This window comes from Moorena sp. SIO2C4, assembly GCF_010672485.1.
GTDB classification, from domain to species: Bacteria; Cyanobacteriota; Cyanobacteriia; order Cyanobacteriales; family Coleofasciculaceae; genus Moorena; species Moorena producens.
Map to the genome: position 1 here is coordinate 1 of NZ_JAAHGN010000775.1, position 3,695 is coordinate 3,695.

Sequence of the window (3,695 nt, forward strand, 5' to 3'; positions counted from 1 at the left end):
TATCTTCCCGAGTATAGTCCTGATTATAACTTAATTGAATTGGTTTGGCATTCAGCAAAAGAATATATTGCCAATCGAGTTTTCAAATCAATTGAAGAATTAGAATGTTTGTTAAATCATCTTTTAAATGAAGGAGGGTTAATTATAAAATGGGGACGAAAAATAAAAAACAAAGGCAATGCTGTTATCACAGTTTAAATGCGCAACAGCTTAACAAACTATCCTCCGATTGAGGAGCTTTGAGTCAGGAGTAATATTAATTTATTTTACAGTAATTTTTAAGATAAATTAGTCCTTGACTACTCACAAAACTCTTGATATAATTCCTCAGTATTAGTTTTCCAACTATCTAAGTCCCCAAACACCGAAATCACTCGTACCACATCTAGGAAAAGATCGCGATCAGCAAAGTAACTCGCATGCTGATATCGAAACTGCTCAGCTGGCAATTCAGCTTGGATAATCTGATACGCTTCACCACCCATAACTTGAAAGGGAATAGTTTCGGTATCTGTAATTAGTTGTCCATTATTATCCGTTGTGTTGTACTCTACCCAGTAATAATATTCTTTACCTCGTTGAAGTGGCTGACCTTTACCATCAGCATTGTACATAACACTAGTCTGATTATCGTTTACCTGATAAGACCATAACGCTTGTCCATTGCGAGAGGAACGAACTTGAATGATATTAACACTTCCTTCCCAAGCAAATAGAGGTTGGTCACTCCAGGTGCGATAGGCAGCAATATTAGGGGAAATTGAACAAAACTCTCCATGGGTACCTGCTTCATCCTTCTTCCTACGAAAAATATCTCGGATCTTAGCCCATACAGATTGTGTTTCCTGTTTGGTTTGACTCACTGCTTTCGGTACTTGATTCCCTTGACTGGTAAACGAAGCTGCAATTGATACTGATGAGGTCGGACAACTAATACTCATCGTTCCAGTAATTAGCAGTAGATAAAAGACTCTAATTAATCGATACATAGGATTTAAATGTTAAAGGCTTGCCGGAAATTAAATTAATAATTACCAATTAATAATTAACTAAATAATATAAAACCAGAGTATAATTGATGGTAAAGCTATAGGCATTAAAAGAGAAGCTGAGATATAAGCCTGTAGTCCGATTATTCCATAGACCGCTGTAGCACCAAATAATATCAATATTGATTGCTGTCGTTCTTGAGGCTTTTGCTGGAGCAGTAGCAGCATTGTTCCTTTTCCTGACAATGCTGCTAATAGAATCATCCAGCTGTCGGGAATTAATTTTATTGTATGCTGCGATAAAAAATGGTGAACCATGTAAGCATGGGCTTCACCTCCGGTAAATACCTTGGGACAAGTATCTGGTGGCTTTCTGGTTCGATTCAGTGGATTACACCAATATTCAATAGCTAGAGGTAGAGAAAAATTATCCTCGGCTTCATCATATCCCCCAGAGGCAATGATAACCACTTGCTGCTCAATGTTAGAAAAGTCACTTTTGAGGAATTCCCAAGCAGGCTTGTGCTCATAAGCCTGTTCTGGAGGAATAGAAAAGTCAATAATATAGCGCATCCCTAACGGTAGATTCTTTGGTTTAACAGATGCGTTCGCGTAGCGTGGCCTACGGCCAATCGCTAAAGGTAGATTCTTTGGTTTAACGGATGCGTTCGCGTAGCGTGGCCTACGGCCAATCGCATTATCCTGGCTACTGACTTGCTGAAGATACTGACTAACTTGCTGCTGAAAGTTGGTGGTACTTTCAAAATTAGGATTTAATCCTATCCCGTGGTTTGGCTGTTGGTGCAACTGGTGTGATAGAGCCAGTAGATAGGCAAAAGGACATGACTTGTTGCAGGTGGCATCCTGCGGGAGTTCCATATCCCAACGGAAAAAAGTAATATCCCCTTGTAGACTCCATTTAGGGCTAGCAATTTTCGGAAACACCTTGCGATTTTTATCCTGATTGACCCCAAAGACAAACCAGGTATCCTGTTGACTAACAGCGGATTGAATCGCACTAGCCAGTTTTTCCTCTCTCGGTTCTTGGGTATGGAGCAGATAATCAATTCCAATTACCTTAGCGCCTGAGTTCGAGAGTTGTCTGACTAATTTGCCAAGGTATTCCCGTTCCATCGGCTGGGTTTTAAAGCCTTTAATCTCCAGTTGCGCCTGATTGATTGAGTCTTGATCAATAGCAATTAACAGTACAGAGCGTGGCTTCGCGGAGGATAACCCCTCCCGAGGAAACTGGTTTGTGCTATCGCGATAGACAGCTTGAAGAAACGTTCGCCCATCTAGCAACATGTCTTGTACAGGAACCATAGCGCTAACTAAAAGCACACTAGCTAATGCGATCGCTTCTTTTGGTTTAGGTAGCCACTGCTGAAGTAGTTTCTGGTAACCCCAAGGCTCAATCCGAAATGGCTTAGCACCATAGGGACTAAAAAACGAAGGAATCAGGTAAGCTGATGGATAGACAAATTTTTCACTTACCTGTAAATTGCGACAAGCTGCCAGCATTGCTTCCTGGACATCCTGATCCTGAGCTAAGCTGCTGCAAAATTCTTTGAGAAATACATGAGCAACATTATCATGAACTTCCTCCCGCATGATCACCACTTGCAATCCTAAATCAGCCAACCGATTCGCTATTTTTAGACCATTACAGGAGTTAAAGACGCACAACTGAAGTCCCTGATTTTTAGCAGTAGTTAGGTATTCCTTTATTTCACTGATAGATACCAACTGCTCTGGCGCGATCGCTAATTTTCCATCAGTAACTTTTGTTTCATCACTATGACCCATAAAAAATAGAGCATCCCACCCCCTTTCATCGGTTATTTCTGCCGCCAGTGCTGCTTTAAGATTCACCCCATCTTCTTGGTGTTGCCAGTCAAAGAACTCTACTTGAGCAACTCCTTTGAGCAACTTAAGAGCCTGCTTATCTTTCTCCAAATTCAGATCTGTATTATCCCCCAAAATCGCTAAAATCCGAGGTTTCCCATGGCGCATATTATCTAGCGCTATTGTTTCTCCCTGAGTAGTCATCGGAATCCTGGTAATCCGAATTCTCCCACTGGGGATATCCTCTGGAAGCAACTGCCATGCTTCCCAAGGAAGCCGTGCCAATTCCACAGAATCGCAGGCTATAAAAATAGCTACTTCTCGATAGGCTTCTGCTGTCTTCTTTGACTGTGATTCCTTTCTAGCAATAGTGAAAATTTGATGTTGAATTGTTTCTCGAATAGTCTGTAATTGACCTAACCACCGTTGAAAGACATCCAGAAATATCTCTTTTGCTTCTTCTAATTCATGTCCCAAGTCATCGACTAATGGTGTGATGGCACCACTGGATAATTCTCTTGCTCGCAATTTCGGGTAAAACTGGAGGTAAAGGTATCGCCACTCCTCATAACAGTCTATTACTTTAGCTGGATAGTCCAACTTTGCGGATACTTCCTGTCCGTGATTACCCCGTAAATAAAACAGACAGGATGAATCAGCTTGCCAAACATTTAGTCTAAAACTACTTTGATGATTAGTTGTCAATCGCTTCGCTCCAATTCAAAATTATCAATTAAAAATTAAAAAAAATACTACAAATGAAGTCGGGGGCTTGAAACATCGCTTCGCTCCAATTTAAAAATGGTAATTTGTTACTTTTTTATTCCCCCTACTCCCTACTCCCTACTACCTACTCCCTCA

Annotated in this window: 3 protein-coding genes; 1 reads left to right on the forward strand and 2 read right to left on the reverse strand. The window is 40.8% G+C overall.

Annotated features, from left to right (window positions below; all coding sequences use genetic code 11):
• Positions 1 to 198: transposase (locus F6K20_RS28835; RefSeq protein ID WP_287296966.1), on the forward strand; the 198-nt coding region annotated here is incomplete at its 5' end.
• Positions 199 to 299: 101 nt separating this feature from the next.
• Here the strand turns inward: F6K20_RS28835 and F6K20_RS28840 are convergent.
• On the reverse strand, positions 300 to 989 hold the full coding sequence (locus tag F6K20_RS28840) for a hypothetical protein (protein ID WP_287296967.1): 690 nt from the start codon (positions 987 to 989) through the stop codon (positions 300 to 302).
• A 60-nt stretch (positions 990 to 1,049) separates the two neighbouring features.
• Positions 1,050 to 3,539, reverse strand: coding sequence for a CHASE2 domain-containing protein (locus F6K20_RS28845; RefSeq protein WP_287267784.1), 2,490 nt, complete (start codon positions 3,537 to 3,539; stop codon positions 1,050 to 1,052).
• Positions 3,540 to 3,695: the final 156 nt, after the last annotated feature.